This window comes from Winogradskya humida, from assembly GCF_016862215.1.
Lineage (GTDB): Bacteria > Actinomycetota > Actinomycetes > Mycobacteriales > Micromonosporaceae > Actinoplanes > Actinoplanes humidus.
In genome coordinates this window covers 1-15,424 of sequence record NZ_BOMN01000110.1, presented here as the reverse complement: position 1 = coordinate 15,424, position 15,424 = coordinate 1, and the positions used below count along the sequence as shown (strand labels likewise).

At 64.7% G+C, this 15,424-nt stretch carries 9 protein-coding genes and 4 pseudogenes; 5 read left to right on the top strand and 8 right to left on the bottom strand.

The genetic code is table 11. The annotated features are described in order from the left end of the window. Positions 1 to 76: 76 nt before the first annotated feature. Positions 77 to 214 (top strand): annotated as a pseudogene (locus Ahu01nite_RS50850) (IS481 family transposase); the annotation flags it as partial. A gap of 20 nt (positions 215 to 234) precedes the next feature. After that, on the top strand, positions 235 to 453 hold the full coding sequence (locus Ahu01nite_RS50845) for a hypothetical protein (RefSeq protein ID WP_239159464.1): 219 nt from the start codon (positions 235 to 237) through the stop codon (positions 451 to 453). Here the strand turns inward: Ahu01nite_RS50845 and Ahu01nite_RS50840 are convergent. Together Ahu01nite_RS50840 and Ahu01nite_RS37430 are read right to left on the bottom strand one after the other, a co-directional pair. Continuing rightward, the gene (locus Ahu01nite_RS50840) at positions 363 to 743 is read right to left on the bottom strand and encodes an enolase C-terminal domain-like protein (protein ID WP_239159459.1); all 381 of its coding nucleotides are present in this window, start codon (positions 741 to 743) and stop codon (positions 363 to 365) included. The genes Ahu01nite_RS50845 and Ahu01nite_RS50840 overlap by 91 nt on opposite strands. Positions 744 to 771: 28 nt before the next feature. Beyond that, positions 772 to 1,497, bottom strand: a complete 726-nt coding sequence (locus Ahu01nite_RS37430; protein WP_203841470.1) for a peptidylprolyl isomerase — start codon at positions 1,495 to 1,497, stop codon at positions 772 to 774. 184 nt (positions 1,498 to 1,681) lie between these two features. Here Ahu01nite_RS37430 and Ahu01nite_RS37425 point away from each other — a divergent pair, with 184 nt between their 5' ends. From Ahu01nite_RS37425 to Ahu01nite_RS51900, 3 genes and pseudogenes are all read left to right on the top strand, one after another. Further along, a complete protein-coding gene (locus tag Ahu01nite_RS37425; protein WP_203841469.1) occupies positions 1,682 to 2,005 on the top strand; it encodes a PadR family transcriptional regulator in 324 nt (107 codons plus the stop codon). After that, complete coding sequence (gene lepB, locus Ahu01nite_RS37420) at positions 2,002 to 2,724, top strand: signal peptidase I (protein WP_203841468.1); 723 nt, start codon at positions 2,002 to 2,004, stop codon at positions 2,722 to 2,724. Before Ahu01nite_RS37425 ends, lepB begins: the two co-directional genes overlap by 4 nt. A 331-nt stretch (positions 2,725 to 3,055) precedes the next feature. Continuing rightward, positions 3,056 to 3,388, top strand: a pseudogene (locus Ahu01nite_RS51900) (polymorphic toxin type 24 domain-containing protein); the annotation flags it as partial. A 12-nt stretch (positions 3,389 to 3,400) separates the two neighbouring features. Here Ahu01nite_RS51900 and Ahu01nite_RS51515 read toward each other — a convergent pair. The 6 genes and pseudogenes from Ahu01nite_RS51515 to Ahu01nite_RS37395 form a co-directional block, all read right to left on the bottom strand. Continuing rightward, positions 3,401 to 3,709, bottom strand: a complete 309-nt coding sequence (locus tag Ahu01nite_RS51515) for a transposase family protein (protein ID WP_275411808.1) — start codon at positions 3,707 to 3,709, stop codon at positions 3,401 to 3,403. A gap of 55 nt (positions 3,710 to 3,764) precedes the next feature. Continuing rightward, positions 3,765 to 3,887: pseudogene (locus tag Ahu01nite_RS51510) on the bottom strand (IS5/IS1182 family transposase); the annotation flags it as partial. A gap of 110 nt (positions 3,888 to 3,997) precedes the next feature. After that, a pseudogene (locus Ahu01nite_RS50830) lies at positions 3,998 to 4,201 on the bottom strand (transposase family protein); the annotation flags it as partial. A gap of 819 nt (positions 4,202 to 5,020) precedes the next feature. Further along, positions 5,021 to 5,458, bottom strand: a complete 438-nt coding sequence (locus Ahu01nite_RS37405; protein WP_203841467.1) for a hypothetical protein — start codon at positions 5,456 to 5,458, stop codon at positions 5,021 to 5,023. Continuing rightward, positions 5,455 to 12,459, bottom strand: a complete 7,005-nt coding sequence (locus Ahu01nite_RS37400) for a polymorphic toxin-type HINT domain-containing protein (protein WP_203841466.1) — start codon at positions 12,457 to 12,459, stop codon at positions 5,455 to 5,457. The genes Ahu01nite_RS37405 and Ahu01nite_RS37400 overlap by 4 nt, the downstream gene beginning before the upstream one ends. A 61-nt stretch (positions 12,460 to 12,520) precedes the next feature. Beyond that, a partial coding sequence (locus Ahu01nite_RS37395) for a LamG domain-containing protein (protein WP_203841465.1) occupies positions 12,521 to 15,424 on the bottom strand: 2,904 nt, incomplete at its 5' end.

Genomic DNA, 15,424 nt, shown 5'->3' with positions numbered 1-15,424 from the left:
CCACAAACGGTCTTCCCGACCGTCCTGAGGAGGTTCGCCCACAGGTGCCACCGGTCGCTGGCCCAGGCTGCCCGGGGCCGATCGATACACCCAAGCCGGCACCGAGGCAATGTCCGATCGGTCGTCACGCCCTCACCACAGCCCTGCCCGGACCCCGCAACCCCTGGTCCGCAAGATCGTGTATCTGCGGTGGAAACAACGTCTGGAGCCGGTCCCAGATCGGTGGGCCACGCCGTGCCGGTGCACGACGCCGGGGTGGCGCTGGTCCGGCTGACCGACGGTTTCGGGCCATCCCAGGTGTGGGTCCGCGCGGACCTCGCCCACCGGCTGCACCTGGCGCAGGCTGACGCCCTGCTTCTGAATCAAGAAGTTGGGAACGGCGAAGGCGAGCTGCAGGCTGGCCGCCAGCGCGATCGGCCCCAGCGGGCAGTGGGGGCCATCGTCACGTCGTAGGTCTCCGTCATGGCCGCGATCCGGCGCACTTCGGAGATGCCGCCGGCGTGGCTGACGTCGGGCTGCGCCGCGGCCAGGCCGCTGCCGAGCACCTCGCGGAATTCATGCCGGAAGAACAGCCGTTCGCTGGTAGCCAGCGGAATCGATGTGGACCGGGCCAGTGCGCCGGCGTTGGCCGCAGACCGCCCGGGCGTAAGCGAAGCTGATCGGGGAGATCTCCGGCGAGTGCTCGGGCAGGACGGGTTCCTCGATGAACAGCCGCCTGACCGGACCTCGTCATCGGCCGGCATCCGCGCGGCGGCCCTGTGCATATGCCGATCAGTACTTGACCGTTGCCTTCTTGATCTCGGTACGCAGGGCCGGCGGGCCGTCCAGAGGCGCCGGGTCCTCCGGGGTCGGCGTCACACCGGCGGCGGCCACTCGGTCCAGAGTGGTCAGGCCACGCGGAGCCACGCTACCGAAAATGGTGTAGTTCGGCCGCAGCGCCGAGTTGCCGTACACCAGGAAGAATTGGCTGCCGTTGGTGTCCGGCCCGGCGTTCGCCATGGCCAGCACCCCACGGGCGTAAACCTTGCGTTCCCCCGTGGGATCGGTCGGCGCCGGCGGCAGGCCGGTCGGCAGCTCATCGGCGTAGCGGTAACCGGGACCGCCCTCACCGGTTCCCGTCGGGTCACCGCACTGCAGCACGAGCAGGGTCGGGTACGTGGTCAGCCGGTGGCAGATCGTCCGGTCGTAAAAGCGCTGCCGGGCCAGGTGCACGAAGCTCTGCACGGTGCACGGCGCCTGCGCACGATCCAGCACGAGCGGGATCGGCCCCAGATTGGTACGCAACAGCACCGCCACCGTCCCACGGCTGGGCGTACGCCGGGGATCACGGGGTAACGACACGGGACGGGCCGCGGGCTCGTCGGGTGTGGGCGTGTACGCGCACGGTCCGGCGGTGGGCCCGGTCGGGCCGGCGCCGTGCGCCGCGGCGGGCGCGGCACCGAAGCCTCCGGCAGCCAGCATCGAGACCAGGACGAACGCCAGACGTCGCATCAGCATGATCCCGGTCTAATCGATCTATCTGGATACGTCAAGCTGGATCTTCGGGGCATGCCGGAAGTCGTCCTCGAACGCGTACAGGTCGAACGGCCCGGCCCCGGCGAGCCCAGTCGCGCCGGGGCGGACTGCCCGAAGAAACTCTACATAACTCGACTTTGAATGCCGAGTTATGTAGAGTTTGCCCATGCCAAGGATCCCGCACACATCGCCGCAGACGTTGCAGCTGTTCGAGGCACTGCTCGACGACCCGCAGCGCTGGCGCTACGGCTACGACCTCAGCAGGGAAACCGCGCTCGCCTCCGGCACCCTCTACCCGATCCTCATGCGCCTCACCGACCAGCGCCTGCTCGAAACCGGCTGGGAGCCCTCCGACGAGCCGGGCCGCCCACCACGCCACATCTACCGGCTGACCACCGAAGGCGCCACCCTCGCCCGGCAACGCCTCGCCGCCCGCACAACCTCCAGCGCCCCGATCACCCAGACCCGCCCGGCGGGTGGTCTCGCATGACAAGCCCGCTGATCAGTACGCCGCAACGCGCCGCCGACTCCCCCACCCGCCGGATCGCCCACGCCCCGCTCGTCGCCGCCGTGCGCGGACGACGCGAGCGGGGCGGCGACTGGGGTGAGGCCGTGCTCGCCGAATTCGCCGAGACCACCGGCAACCTCGAGGCGATCCGATGGACCTGGGGAGGCCTGCGCGCCACCTGGCACGAACGCCGCCGGCGAATCCACCAACTCCCCCGGCACGTACGCATCACCCGCCGCGCTGTCTCCGTACTGATCATCGCCGTCATCGCCGGCCTGGCCGTCAACCAATGGATCATGACCGTGCACACCATGCCCAGCGGCAGCATGGAGAACACCCTGCTGATCGGCGACCGCTACCTCGTCGACAAGACCGGCTTCCGCGTCACCGGCCTGCACCGCAACGACATCGTCGAGGTCAGCACACCCACCTCGCTGCGCGTCAAACGCGTGATCGGGCTGCCCGGCGACACGATCTCCTGCGCGGGCGGCCGGGTGCTCGTCGACGGAACCCCACTCGACGAGCCATACCTGGCCAGCGACTACCCCGACGAGACCTACACCGGCTGCACGACGGTGACCGTCCCGGCGAACCAGCTCTACCTGCTCGGCGACCACCGTCTCGTGTCGCAGGACTCCCGCCAGAGCGGCCCGGTGAGCGAGAACACGATCGTGGGCCGCATGCTCCTCAATCTCGGCTGAGGGCCCGTCTCGCCCGGCATCGGCCACCTCCCGCATGATCAGGCGGAGGGTGAGAGCGGCATCGCGGTCGGTCGGCTGACCCGCAGGAGTGGCCACGATCGCCGGATGCTCGCCCTAACCGCGCCGGGGAGTGCTTCGTCAGCCGAGTATGCCGACCGGGGCCACCAAGATCCCGGTGAGTACACGTTCGCCGCGGACGTCGTGCGCGAGGCGCTGGGCAAGGAGCGATTCGACCCGATGACCGCGCCGCTCGCCGTCGCCGAGCACTTCTCCCGCGTCCTGGAGGAGGTGCCGGGATGTTTCCTAACCCTGGGAGCGACCGCCGCCGACGATCCCGCGAAGGCGGCGCCCAACCACAGCCCTAACGCCGTGTGGTCGCCGCAACACGCCAGTCCTCGTACACAACGACGGGGAAGGCAGAGGACCGTGGGGAAACGCAAAACCCTGGCTCGAAGGCGGCGACTTCCCTGTCGGTGGCGCGAAAGATGCAGGCGGAACATCCAGCGGAATCTATTACCGAACCAACCCTGACGGCGCAATTACCAACTATTCCGTTTACGACTCGGACGGAATCATAGAGCATTGGACCGACCTCGTGGGCGACGCGCATGGTACCGTCGAAACCCCTCATAGCCGATACTATGTACGCGTTAAGAACCCGAACACTGACGTGATCTCAGCAAGATTCGTTGAGGTAGCGGTATTCGAAATGGGTGAGGTGCAGCGCTGCCGCGATGACGTCGCCGATTCTGCGGGGGCTGATGGTGGTGTGGCGCAACGTTTTCCAACGTCCGACCAGGATGGCGAAGCCGCGTTCGCCTTGCCAGCGCAGGCCGCGGAGCAGCCGGTTGACGCTGCGGTTGGCGAGGGCGAGGGGTTTGCCGTCGGCGGGTTGCTTGACCGGGGTTTTGATGCCGTGGCCTGCGCCTTCGTAGCCGGAGTCGGCCAGGGTGGGCAGGTCGAGTTCGGCGGCAGCCCAGTTCAATGCGGCGGTGATATGAAAGGTTCCGGGCGCAGGTCAGGTCATGCAGATGCCCGGGCATGGCCTCGGCGGTCCAGATCGGTAGGCCGTTCGGGAGCATGATTGCTTGGATGTTCGCGCCGAATTCGTGGTGCTTTCCCGAGTACCAAGCATCGATGCTGTCGCCTTTGACGCTGGACACGGTTTCGGTGACCCGGTCGCAGTCGAAGAGTTTGCCGTCCAGGATGACGAACGCCCAGCCGTCGGCGGCGGCCCGCCGCAACGCCTCGTGCAAGTCGGGCGGCGGGCGGCCAGAACCGCGATGCCTTCGGCAAGGTAACGGTAAGCGGTCGCCCGAGAGATACCGAACCCGGCGCCCAGCAACGTCGCATCCTCCTGCTTACGGAACCAGACCAGGATCAGCAATGCTTGGTAGAAGCAGGTCAACGCCCTCGTTCCCCGGCGTGTCCCGAGGGCACGGCGTTCCGCAGCCAGCAGCCGTGCGAGGTGACGCACGAGTTCCCTCGGGACGTCGAGCACGGCAGAATACGCGATCACGTGGAGCCTCTCGACGACCTGTTTCCTTCGCAAGAACTGGTCTATCGGTGGCTCCACGCCTACATCCAGCACTGCCCGCTACGCACCCTTTCGCCCGTGTCGTGGTGAATCAGGCGCCTTTCCTTGCTGAGATCACTTCAGTGGTCGGCAGGGTGATAGACGTACCGACCAATCAAGATTCGAACTCCGGCACCCGCAAATGACCACACCCACCGGGGAGCAAGCTGGGAGCAGCGGGCTGCTCCCAGCTGCGCTGAACCGACCTGAACGGCCCTGAACGGCCCTGAACGGCGCACAATCACACCGACACTGACGCAGGTCAGCGCAGAGTCGCAGGTCAGCGGCTTGCGGACCGTTCGCTGACACAACTGCGCACAACGGTCCCTAACTGCACTGAACAGCACTGCATCGCCCCAGGTCAGAGACTTGCGTAGAGTCCGGCGCAAGGAGCAGACGAGAGTTGACCACTTACAGGTGGGAGCAGATTGGGAGCAGCAACCTAATTGATCTCCAATCGGCTGCGAATCGGAAACCGCAGACTCTGGGCAGCGCGCCTGACCTGCAGCGATCGAGACCGCAACCTTGCTACGGATTCCACGGAAGAGATCAAAATCCGCTGACCTCTTCCGAAATTCAGAAGCGTGCTCGCGTCGCTCAAACCCCTCCGAATTGACCATTAACCGGGTTTCAGCCTCTTCTAGTCCAGCCAGCTAGGTACCAGCGGCGCACCGGCACCCCATCATGGGCAGCTAATAATTCGATAATCGAGATATATGATCAATTTTCAAGTTGCATTTTTAGCGCTGCGACCGCTGCCCTAACCTCATCCATGGGAGATGATACCAATTTCTTTTTTCGCCCCCATGATTCCGCCTTAATAACGGCTTTATCTAGAAAATCTAAAAGCTCTACCATCCCATTTTTCTCAGGACTATTGTTGAGCGCAACCTGGATTACAAGCGAGTTGAATTCAGGCAAAAATGTGCTCACGCGTAAGCCGGAGAATTTCGGAGCATAAACCTCGCCTGGCACAATATAAGTAACAGTTACATTAAATGGACCGGAATCAATGCCTTGCATGTCCTGCAACGCGGAAACCAGGGCATCTATCGCCTTCGTCCAACTTTTATCCTCGAAGCCCCCGCCAATGATAGATCGGATCGTCAACGGCGGCGCACTATCGCCGTCCTGACCACTTTGATTGGGCTTAGTCACGAGACCACCTTCATTTGATACTTCCCTGCAAACTTTTCATGATTCTCCGGCCCGGGCCATCGTTCTACAATCCAACGCTCAAGGTCGAGCATTTGCGAACGGGATCCACTAGTCAGAACTCGCATCTTAGACGCTTTCAGGGCCGCCATCTCCCTGGAAGAGTATCTCCCTGTCGGATTGCCAGAGATTCCGGTCTTCACCAACCCGCCGTTTGCATCCTCGAGGACATACAAGGAGTTCTTTATGGGGCTGTTACGAGAGTTGCCGTGAGTACCGCTGGAAGCTGGACGCGGCTTGCCGCTAGCGCCCATTTGGCCGTTTGTCAGCCTCGGCTGGCCACCTGACGCACATGTACAGGACGACGAATGTGCAGGGTTGGCTCCACCGCAATTATGCACAAGCACCGGAGTGTCGCCCGCGAGCACGAAGAAGGTATGAATGTCGGCGACGGTGAGGTTATACATAAATCGCTGACCCTCACGCAGATTGACATCCCTCACCTCCGCTTGCCTGTCATCCAGGGATAGCAGATTCATTCCCCGTGTCAGGTCACGGGCCATGCTCCAGGCGCCTGCGGTCTCATTCCAAATGGCATGTGCTTGAGTAGTCTCCACGATGGCTTCATCTTGTCCGGCAACTCGAACTGAGATATCGGCAAAGTCGTGGTCATCGTTCACGCTGACGGCAGTAACCGGCTTGATCTCGGTTTTTCCCGTTTCCGGATCCTTAGCGACAACCTCGTCGCCGACTTCGACATCCTCAATCTTCTTAGTCGAGCCGTCGGCCATAAGGACCAGAGTTGTTGCAGCGAAGCTGTTGAAAGGACAAGACGTACCGTCCTTTGTCGCTCCCGCCCTGCCGCCGCTGCTCCCCTCGACACCTTCAGCCAATGCCGTTTTGGGGATTTTTGGCTTGATCTTCGGAGCTTTTCCGCCTGCAAACATGATGGCGATGGTCGTAACGAGGTAAGAACCGTGGTATGCGGCATCCTCGCTGCTGTCTGCTGTAATAGCAGCTTTACCTTCGTCGTAAAGGCCTTTGACCATGTTCCAGGAGCTTCCGGCCAGACCAGGAACGGTCCAAAATTCGTACTTAGCCTCGCCCCAGAGCGCTTCCAAGAGGGTTTTATCACCGTTGCGGATGGCGGCTCCGTCGGTTGCTCCCCGAGCGCCTGCCGCCTGCACCGATGACCAGAGGCCCTTGACCATGCCGACTGTAGCGTCGTAGCCCGCGTCGACAGCGCCCTTAGCCGCGGCCTTGACGGTGGAGCCGACCGAAGAGCCACCGCTTCCGGTTGAGCTTCCGCTTCCGCCGGAGTTGCCGCTCCCACCTGAGTTGCCGTTGCCGCCGGAGTTACCGCTGCTGCCGGAGTTACCGCTACCGGAGTTACCTCCGCCTGACCCTCCGCTGGCGGATTTCTCTTTGTTTTCTGCGCCTTTTTTGCCGTAGTAGAGGGTGTCGTCGCGCATCCCGGTGGGGTCGCTGTGACCGATGGGGTCGTTTCCGGAGTAGGAGTAGGCGTTCCATTGCTGGGGGTCGGTCAGGTCTTGGACTGGATCGACGGAGAGGAAGCGACCGAGGGCGGGGTCGTATTCGCGGGCTCCGACGTGGGTTAGACCAGTGGGGTCCTTGTCACCGCCGACGAAGCCTTTGCGGTTGGGCCAGGCAGGTTGGGCGCCACGCGGGTCGCCGTATGGCGTCTGCCGGCGGATGGCGACCGTTTGGGCGGCCGCGGTGACGGCGATCTGCTGGGTGCCCTGGTAGTCGGAGAACAGCCAGGTGAGGTCGCTGCTGGTGGTCCGGGAAGCGATGGTCTGGCCGTTGAAGCTGTAGTAGCGGGTGGCTGTGATGGTCGCGGTGCTACCGGAGACGTCGCGGCGGACTTCCATGCCGGGCAGGTAGAGGGTGGCGCTGCTGCTGTCGCGGCGGATGAGGCGGTTGCCGTCGGTGTCGTAGATGTTGGTGGTGAGCTGGCCACCTTCGGCGATCTGGGCGTTGTGGCCTTCGGGGTCCCAGGTGAGGGTCTGTTCGGAGCTCGGGCCGGGTCGGCTCTTCATATTGCCGACGGCGTCGTAGCTGTAGGTGCTGTTCGTGGTGGCGGTTTGCCCGGGCAGAGTGGTCTGCATCGCGGTGACTGCGTGCGGGCGGACGGTGTCGACGCCGGACGGGGGCACGGTGTAGTCGCGGGTGGTGATCCCTGCGGCGCTGTGCGAGACCTCTTTGGTGCGGTTTCCGAGGGTGTCGATCGTCCAGTCGGTCCAGTACGGTGCCGGTCCGCCGAGGTTGGCAACCGTAGGCGCGGTATCGCAGCTGATGCCGGCGGTTGGGGTCCAGGCAGAGGACAGCCGTTGCAGGGAGTCGTACGTGAAGCACTGGGTGTCCGCCGTGCCCACGGCGGGCGTGTCGGTGATCGAGTCGGGGCTGCCGGCGTCGAGGTAGGTCTTCTGAGAGATCGACCCTCCCCCCGATTGGGGCTTGACCATCACCTCGTGGACTCGGCGGGTATCCAGCTCGTATGTCGTGGTCTGTTCGACGTACCGGTCGGGCTTGGTCTTGAAGGTGGTCATGAGTGGTTCGCCGTACCCGGTGTACTGCTGACCCGTCACGTAGGAGTCGATGCTCGTGTTGTTCGAGGTGAGGGTTTCGGGCACCGCGTAGGTTTCATCGAACCCGGTGGTGACCTTCTCGGGGGTCAGTCCGCCGGCGGCCGGGTAGGCGATCGACTTTTGCTCGCCGGTGTATTCGGAGTACTCGTACGAGTAGGTGTAGGTGCCGGCGAGGCCTGTTTCCGAGGTGGGGATGATCCACTGTTCGGAGGTGGGTTGATCACGGGTATTGATGCCGCCCAGTTGCCACTTGTAGGCGTTGCCGTTCTGGTAGCGGATCGCCTCGGTCAGTTGATCGGTGGCCGGTCCGCCGAACCAGAGTTTGTCGTATTTCCATTCGGCGCGTTTGGTGGCGGTGCTGACCTGGTTGTCATAAAGGGCGGTCTGGCGGCCGAGGTCGTCGTAGGTGTTCACGAGGACGGCGCCGTTGGCATCGGTCGTGGTGATCAGGTCACTGGCATCGTCGTAGGTGGAGTTGGTGACGCCCTTGTCGGGGTCCTTGCTCTGGGTCTGCCGGCCGCGGATGTCGTAGGTGTAGCTCCACTGGTTGTTGCCGGCATCGACAACCGAGGTGAGCTGGTCCTTGATGTTGTACTTGTAGGCGGTAGCGGTGTAGGCGCCGTCTTTACCCGCCGGGGTGGAATACTCGCGGAGTTCGGTGGTGTGCCCGAGCGCGTCGACGAGAGTGGTCGAGGGGGTGGCGCCCTTGGGCGGGATGACGGTGGTGCGGTCGCCCTCGTAGATCGTGGTGGTGCGCCACTTTTCAACCATGTTGATGTCGCCGTTGTCGCTCTTGCCTGAGCGGAAGACTTCTGCGATAGCGCGGTCGGCGCCGTCGTAGATGGTGAGGTTTTGCGCCGGCACGTACCATTCGGGCTCGAACCACAGGGTGCCGGAGGGTTCATGGATTTCGCTGTGGGCACCGAAGGACAGCTCGACGCGGCCGTGTTCGTCGTAGAGCGTGTCGGTGAGGACCCGGCCGGCGGTTCCGATGGCTTTCTGCTGGGTTTGTCGCGGACGCAGGAACCCGTCGTAGATCGTGTAGGACACGTCGGTACCGCCGACGGTGTTCATACTTTCGGTCTTGATGTACGGGTAGGCCTTACGTTCAGTGTCGAAGGCGTACGTGTACTTGACCGCCGGCCGAGTTTCATGCCCGGTCCGTACCCAGCCCTGGTCCCAGACTGATGCGGTTCGGCCGAGCGCATCATAGGTCGCCTCGTTGATACGCCCGCTCGGGTCGGTGATCTTGGTGGGTGTGCCCCAGGCCGCAGCGAACTCGGTGGTCGTCTGCCGGTCGGCGAGTGTCGTGTCTTTGCGTTTGAGTAGGTCGACGCGGCTGGTGACCAGGGATTTTTCGGGCACGTAGCTTGAGTTGGTGGCGGTGCCACGGATCGGGTCTGCGGCGGTGATTCGCCGGCCGAAGTCGTCGAAGGTGGCCTTGGCGGTGGTCAGCCAGGTGGTGCCGGCGGCGGTGGTCCAGTCCTTCAGGACGTCGGTGCGGGTGAGCAGGCCGCGGGTCGGGTCGGTCGCGGTGCTGGTGGCGTTGTCGTAGAAGAACCGGGTGTCGGAGACGACCTGACTGGGGCTCGTCGGTGCGGTGGCGCAGGGCAGTGCGGTGACCGTCACCTGTTCGGGCAGGGTGACGATGTTGCGATCAGTGTTGCGGTTGTAGGTGCTGGTGGTGCACTGTTCGTCGCCGGTCTTGGCGATGTCGCCGTTCTCCTGGATGGCGGTGGCGATGCCGTAGTCGGGGTCGAACGTGGTCTGTGCACTGGTGATCCGCCAGCCGCGTTCACCATCGACGCCGAGCGCGGTGCCGTCGTAAGTCACGCGGGTGCCGGTGTAGCGGGCTTCGACGGTGTCGCCGTTGATGGTGCGTGACGCGGTGGGTGCCGAGCGCCAGGGCACGTAGACGGTTTTGCTGACCGGTTTGGTCTCGGTGCCGTTGTAGACGACCGTTTCGCGGGCCATGCCGGCGTACTGGTCGTCGTCGTAGACGGTTTCGGTGCCCATGGATGCGTCGACGGTCACGGTGCGGGTGCCGCCGGAGGGTGCTGCCCGGTCGCCGTTCATACCGCGCAGGTAGGTGGTCTTGACGAGGGTCTTGTTCGCGTCGCCGACCTGGGTGGTGACGGTCTTGTAGCCGCGGAACTGGTCCCACGTCTTGCGGTTGGGCTTGGACAGGCCGTCGTCGTCGGCGTAGTGCCAGGCCGGTTTACCTTCGTAGGTGTAGTTGGTGGTTTTACCGGGCGCCTGTTTGCCGGCCAGTTCGTCCTTGAGTTCGATGTCGTTCTCGTTGACCTGCCGGACGACGTACTTGTGCCACCACTCGGTGATGTCCTTGTCCGGGTCCGCGGGGTCGGGGCCGATCACCGGGTAGCAGAGCCGGTCGTTGTTCTGCGGTGAGGACGGCAGGTCGCCTTCCTTGCAATCCTCAGCGGAGTAGATCACCTGGACGCGGGCGCCGGTCTCGGTGTAGATGTTCGACAGCCGTGGCCAGTTGAACATGGTGTTGTGTGCGGTCAGCACCCGGTTGGGCATAGCCAACGGCTGTAACGTGACCGCGGGCTGGGGCGTGGTGGTACCGACCAGTCCGGCGTGCACGATCGAGTCCAGCCACAGGCCGCCCTTCTGCCCGTCGCCGGGGTCGGGGTAGCTCTGCGACAGCGTGTACGAGTCGACGTTCTGCCAGCCGGCGGGTGACTTCTTGGTGTCCCAGATCGAGGTGGTGACCTTGTCCAGGCGCTGGGTGTCCCAGAACGTCGGGGTGAAGTTCGCGCAGGTGGTGGCGGTGGCGACGCATTCCTGGTCCTTGGGCAGGTCCGGCCAGTTCGCCTTGTTGGAACAGTCCGTCTCGCACCGGTCGGCGGTATCGAATTTAATCTTCGCCAGTGGGGTGACGGAGCGGTCGTTGTCGCCGCGGTCCCAGGTGCCGTACTCGATGCGGTCCAGGTGACCGCCGCGGGTGTAGGAGACGTTCTTGCTCTCGGTCAGCTCGGCGGCGTACTGGTTGGCTTCCTTGTCGTACCAGTAGGTGGTGGTGTTGCCGTGGACGTCGATGGCGTAGTCGAGGTTCCACCGCCATGCCTGGTTCAGCCGCGAGTCGGAAAACTTCGGGGCGTGTCCCGGCTCGTCAGTGTGGTTGCCGTAGACCGGAACGGTCCAGGTCGAGTTGGTGTTCGCGCTGTAGCCGGGCAGTTTGTTGCGCCCGAAGTAGTACTGGGTGCCGTCGGTGGTGGTGACTCGCCAGTACTCGCCGTTATCGTCGTCGTTGGTGCCGTTCTCGAGGTGGTCGACCTTCGAACCGTCCTCGGTTCGGGCGTGCCAGCCCTTGTCCTTCTGGTACACCAGCTCGGTGCTCATGCCGTTGAGTGACAGTGTGGCGTTGTCGGTGCGCCAGCACAGGTCCGCGGTGTATTCGGGGTTGTTCGGGGAGCCCTTCTCATCTTCGGCGCACGGCACGTAGCGGCGCTCGATGGCGCCGGGTGCGTAGTCGAAGCCGGCGCCGATCCAGGACGGCTGGTTGTTCGTCGCCGAGGAGCGGCCGTCGGCGGCCGCCGACGAATAGGAGATGGTTACGCCCGGAGCCGACCCGGACACCGATGGCGGGGTGCGCAGCGAGTACGACCAGGAGAAGGCTCCGGTCGCGCCGCCGACCGACCAACTCGACGCCGGTGACAACGAGGAGGCGGAGAAGTCACCCGAGGCCCCGGACGCCCCTGCGGCCAAGGCCACCATGGTCGTCGCAGTCCCGCCGGCTGCAGAAGTGTCGGCCACAGCGACGTCGGCAGAGACGGTGCGGGCTTGCCCGTCGTTGCTCGACACCAGCGGCTTCGCCGTACATCCCGCTACGTCGGGCGTGGTCAGTGCGCAGGCGGGCAGCTGCCACAGCCGCAACCGTGATGCCCAGTTGCCGCCGTAGGCGTATTGAAAGGCAGCGTAATTCAAGGAGACCGACGCATGTGTCGCTTCCCCGGCCGTGACCTTGGCGACCACGCCGGCACGCCACCGCTCGGGCACGGTGGCCCGATCCACGACCTGCGCTCGTACCGTCGCCACAGGGGCATCCGCGGCGGCGGCACGCTTGGCAGCAGTGCCACCTGCGGCGTGTGCCGTGATCAAGCTCCCGGCGGTGGGCCAGACCGGTGCCGGGGTTTTCGCCTCGGCGACGGGCTCTGACTTCCAGCCGACCGGCGTGACCTCGTGGCCGCCGCTCTGCACCTTTTCCACCTGCGGCTGCAGGTGGACGTCGGCGGGGGCGGCCTCGGCCGGCGTCACCGTCATCGACGAGGTCACCAGCACCCCGGAGAGAACCGAGGCGAGCAGCAGGCGGAGCCGGGTAGCGCGGGTCAGGCGGCCAATAGCAAAGGGACGACGGTGGGCACGGCTCATGGAGGTCTCTCCTGACAAGCGTGAGCGCGGGGTCGCGGGCAAGACGAGAGCGAAGTGGCGGTTACGAGTCGGAGAGCTTGTCGACCTGGACGGCGGTCATCGCGCCTTGGAAGACCTCGATGTCGTCGATGCCGCCGTACCACTGGTCGTTGAACGAGCCGGGTCCGCCCGGTGCGGTCCACCAGCCACCACCGACGGTGAGTGGCCCGGCCGCATTCCACATGGCGCCGACCTTCTGCGTGTCAGCGGCCTCACCGTTGAGGTAGAGGGTCATCGTGGCGGCACCGGCGTCGTAGACCAGGGTCAGCCGAGTCCATGCCCCGGCGTCGCCGATGTCGAGGGCGTCCTTGGAGACGATGTTGGTGTAGGTCTGGCCGGAGTCCTGGTCGGTGTTCGGTACCGCTGCCATGAAGCGGTAGGCGTCGACGCCGTCGACCGTCCAGCGCCGGGTGCCGAGGTAGAACGCCGACATCTTGTCGCCCTTGGGTGCCAGGGCGGTCATCGTGTTCTCAAGCTTGTCGATCATGACGTTGACCGACACTGTGTACGACTGGTCGGTGCGCAACACCGGCGTTTCCTGCCACTGCCCCGGCTCACTCGTTGAGTTGTTCTGTTGGGTGAGGCCGTATTCGTGGGTCGTGGCCGGGTCGCCGGTCAGCGAGACGTCGTCGAATTCGGCGATTTTGCCTTCAGGGCTGTCGCCGATGTCGGTGCCTTCGGTGAGGCTGAGCTGCCGGCCCCATAGGGAGGTGTCCGGTGCCTGGCAGACGCCTTCGATGCCCGCGTAGTAGCAGGGGATGCCCGCCTCGAAGTCCCAGTCGCCGACCCGAACCGGCTGCAGGATTCCCGGGTCGGGGGCGATGTTCGCCCCGGCTGGATACTTCTCCCCGACGAAGTCCTTGTCGACCAGGACACGGTCGAAGGCCTGGACGTCGGCGACGCTACCGGTCAGGTAGTCGGTCCACGTACTGGTGGTGATCTTGCGGCTGCCGATCCGCAGCGGTTTGGTCGACGGCCAGGCTGCCGTGGATGCGGCCTCGGTTTTCACGCCGTTGACCCAGATCCTGACTTTCTTATCGCCGGCGTCGTATCCGCCGGCGACGTGCGTCCACCTACCGGCGACCGCGGTGTTGACCGCGCAGACCGTTGCTCCGGTGGCGTTGCTGTCCTGATCCGCACCGCGCATACCGAAGCAGAAGGACTTGTCGGGCGTACCGTCGCCGTTGCGGTCGTCGTTGCGGTACTGGATCTGGAAGTTCGTGACGTGCTCGCCGTCCTGGGACACGACGGCCTGGATGTTGGTCAACGAGTCCAGCCGCACCCAAGCAGCGACCGAATAGCTTTTGGTGGTGTCGAGTACACCGCGGCTGGTGGCCAGCCCACTGTTGGTGCCGCTCAGAGCGACGTTCTCAGCGCCGACCAGGCGTTGCTTATCCGCCCACGTCATCCCGGGCGCCGCGGTCAGTCCCAGGTCCGTGCCGAGTGCTTTCGCCTGGTCCTGCAGCGCGACGTCCTTGGAGACTCCGGGGTAGGCCTCGAGTCCCCAGTGGGCGACCGCGGGGTGTGGTTCGCCGCCCGCGGTCAGTCTGACGGAGCCGTCGCCGACGTTGCGGGTGGTGTCGATGGCCTGCAGGAACAGGATGTTGTCGCCGTATTTGGGTGCGGTGACGGTGACCGTCGCGGACTTACCGGTCTGTCCCGACACCGTGGTCGCGGCGACCTCGGTGGTTGCGGCGCTCCACCCGTACCGGAAGGTCGTCACGTCGTTGCTGGTCGAGGTGATCTTCACCGTTCCGGGCAGGCCCGGACCTGCTGGCTGTGTGATCACGGTGGCGCTGACCTGTGGGTCCATCAGGTCGATCCGGAAGTAGCACCAGTCCGACCAGGCGCTCGTGATCTGGTAGGGAGCCGGATCCTGGGTCTTGACCCGGAACGCGTACATCTGGTCGTTGACCGCACCGGCGATCCGGGAGCTGAACTCCCACGCATTTGCCGGGGAGCTGCTGACCGGTGGCGGGGTCATCTTCGTCCAGTCAGCAGCGACCTTGTAGAGCTCCCAGGTGACGGTCAGCGCTTGGCCGTTGTCGCCGTCGGGCAGGTAGGCCGACAGGTAAGGGTTTACGACCCCGACCGCGATGCTGGTCGACTGGCAGGCCACTTGGTTGACTTCCAGCGGGCCGGGCTTGCCGGGTTTGTTGTCGATCTCGGCGATCAGCTTGGCGTCGCTCGGGAAGAACTTCTTCCACCGGGTGCCGTCGGACTCGTACTCCTGGGTGTCATTGCCCGCCGAGAACGTCATCGTCACACTGCTCGAACCCTTGTTGGCTGCCGTTCTGAGCACGTCGATCACCGGCTGGCCGCGGAAGTTGACGATCATGTCCGGCTGCGGCGAGTCCGCGCAGCCGCCGCCTTCGTTGGCGTGTGACTCCGCCGCCGACAGATGCGTCAGGAAGGGCGACGACTTCTTCCACGTCTGTCGCGGTGTGGCGGTGATCGGGCTGGCGCTGTACATGTGGGTCCACGTGTCGACGCAGGACCAGGAATGATCCAGCTTCATCTCCACATGCGCGTCGTGGACGTATTTACCCTTCAGCTCCGTGGTCGGGAACTCGAAGAACGCCCGGTAAATCCGGCCGTCGGGGTCCATGCCGACGCGGGCCCGGGACACGTCGCTGTTGTTGGTGTTGTTGTTCGTCGCGTACGCCCACCGGGTCTTGCCTTTGCTCCAGTACGGGTCGATGAAGACCGGGAACGTCGGGGATCCGGTCAGCATCTGCTGATCCGGCTTCAGCACCAGATCCCCCGCCGCGGTCAGCTCGGTCTGCACCACCCCGGTCTGCGCGGTATCCGCAGGCGTAGCCGCCGTCGACCGGTCATCGTCGGCGCCCTGGACGGCGGCGGCTGCCTGCGGGGACTGCTTCGCCAGCGTCTGACTCGACCGGGAATCCCACATCGCCGGGGCCGG